Genomic DNA, 1,963 nt, shown 5'->3' on the forward strand with positions numbered 1-1,963 from the left:
AAAGACGGCAATGTTTGCCTCCAGGCGGCTGGCCCGAATCGTCATCCACGAATGGTCACGCAATGACTACATTCCAAACTAGCGGGCAACTTTAAACTTTAAACGCGGAGAAACGGAGGAGCGGAGGGTCGCGGAGGGTCGCGGAGAGAGGTGAGCGTCAGCTTGGCTTGGGGCCGCCGTACCGGTTGACGATGCGATGCAGACCGTCGATCAACTTTGCTTCGTGAAAATTGATCAGCAGTCCAGTGCCATCGGAAGGTCCCAGTCATCCGCCCAAGTCACCGCTCACCAAATCCAGCGAGTTCCAACCATTCCGCTTTGGAACGTGGAGTCACTGTTCAGGTTGCCTTGGTAAGCCAGCGTGAACTGACCGCCGAGCACAAAGCCCCAATCCAGTTGCGTGCCGATCGACAACCAATCGCGTCCCGTATTGGCACTTTGCACCAAGAACTCGGAACCTCCCCCCGGCTGCACCGCATGGATCCCCGATTGCTGGTCATCCAAGAACTCGTGCAACCATCCAAACCTAAGCTGGGTCGTGGCGGGGCCCAAACCAGTTTCATTGGTTCCCGCTAAAGACACTCCCACCATGCTCCGCAGCGATTCTCCATCGACATCGCTGGACGCCAGAACGAACTCAGAGTCCCCCGTTTCCGTTTGGCCGTCCAAGTCCGCTTGGACACCCTGCAGCGAAACAAACGACAACCACAACCAATCTTGACCTCGGTGAACCGTTCCAATCTCAACCGACGCGAACTGAGCCGTGCCGTCTGAATCGCTGTCCGCGAAAGTCCCGGGCTCCAGAGACGACATCCCACGATGGATCGAATGGTCTTGAATCCCGTACCCGCCGGAACCAAAACCGTACAACCATTCGCCGACGTATTGCACCGTTCCACCAAAGCGATACGAATCCGTGTCCGCACCTTGGCCGAGCATATTCATGTCGGTGTTGGCGGCCCCCAGTTGTGCAAAGCCGTGCACTCCAAGCCCCGACGCGGCCACGTAACCCGTCCCCAGTTCGATTCCGCCCACCTTTCGGCGATAGCCTTCCGCCATGCAACCATCGACGTCGGTGTCCAGCGTCATTCCATAGCCACGAACCCACGGTGACCAATGACCGCTGGTGTAGAGATCCGTCTGCTGCAACAGCACGCGGTCGCGGATGCCATACAAACTGTTGTGAACCTCGTTGATCTCCGCATCCACCAAAGATGGATAGATCGCACCTGCCAATTGCCCAACCGCTTGGCTGACGCCCAACGTCGAACCATTCCGCAAGTTACTGATCGCTGCCATCTGACCTGCGGTGCCTAATGTCCGCAGCCGATCGATCTCGGTCACGGCCCCCATCTGTCCGCAGCCGTCCAGCACCGATGTGAAGGACTCGCCATTGTCTCGAATCGACAACGTCAAATCATTAGGATTCGAGTTAATGAACGCTTCCAAAAACGGATTCGACGGCAATTGAAACTCGTCGGTGGAATTGGCCAGCGTTCCAGCCAAACCGCCCGTGGCACTGAACACCGTGAACGTGTCGCCGATGGAATAGTTGGATCCCATGAAATTGGGCGTCAACGTGGCGTCGGTGACGGTCCCGTTTCCAATGACTCGCACCAAATCGTTAGGCGATCCGGCACCGTTCACATCCACTTGAATGCCTGCATCGGTTGCATCCAAGTCTCCATTGATGATCAGCTCACCGACGCTGCCCGCGGCACTGCTGTCGCCCGGGGCGATCGTCCCAGCCGCTTGGATGTTGGCCGTGATTTGATCTGCGTTTCCGATCAAGGTGGCCGCCGCGGACATCTCGATGTCAGGCGACAATCCGTCGCCGTTGATTTGCAACTCACCAAAGTCGATGGTCCCGCCAGTCACTGAGATGGGGCCTTGGCCATTCCGATCGATGATCACTGCGGCCACGTTCTGATTGGTGAACGAGACGTTGTCCGTAATCTCGGGC

Annotated in this window: 1 protein-coding gene; it reads right to left on the reverse strand. The window is 57.5% G+C overall.

The genetic code is table 11. The features are described from left to right. Positions 1-285: 285 nt before the first annotated feature. Positions 286-1,963: autotransporter family protein (locus RE6C_RS04500; RefSeq protein ID WP_039961189.1), on the reverse strand; the 1,678-nt coding region annotated here is incomplete at its 5' end.

The sequence above is a fragment of the Rhodopirellula europaea 6C genome (genome assembly GCF_000338295.1).
In the GTDB taxonomy this organism is placed as follows: domain Bacteria; phylum Planctomycetota; class Planctomycetia; order Pirellulales; family Pirellulaceae; genus Rhodopirellula; species Rhodopirellula europaea.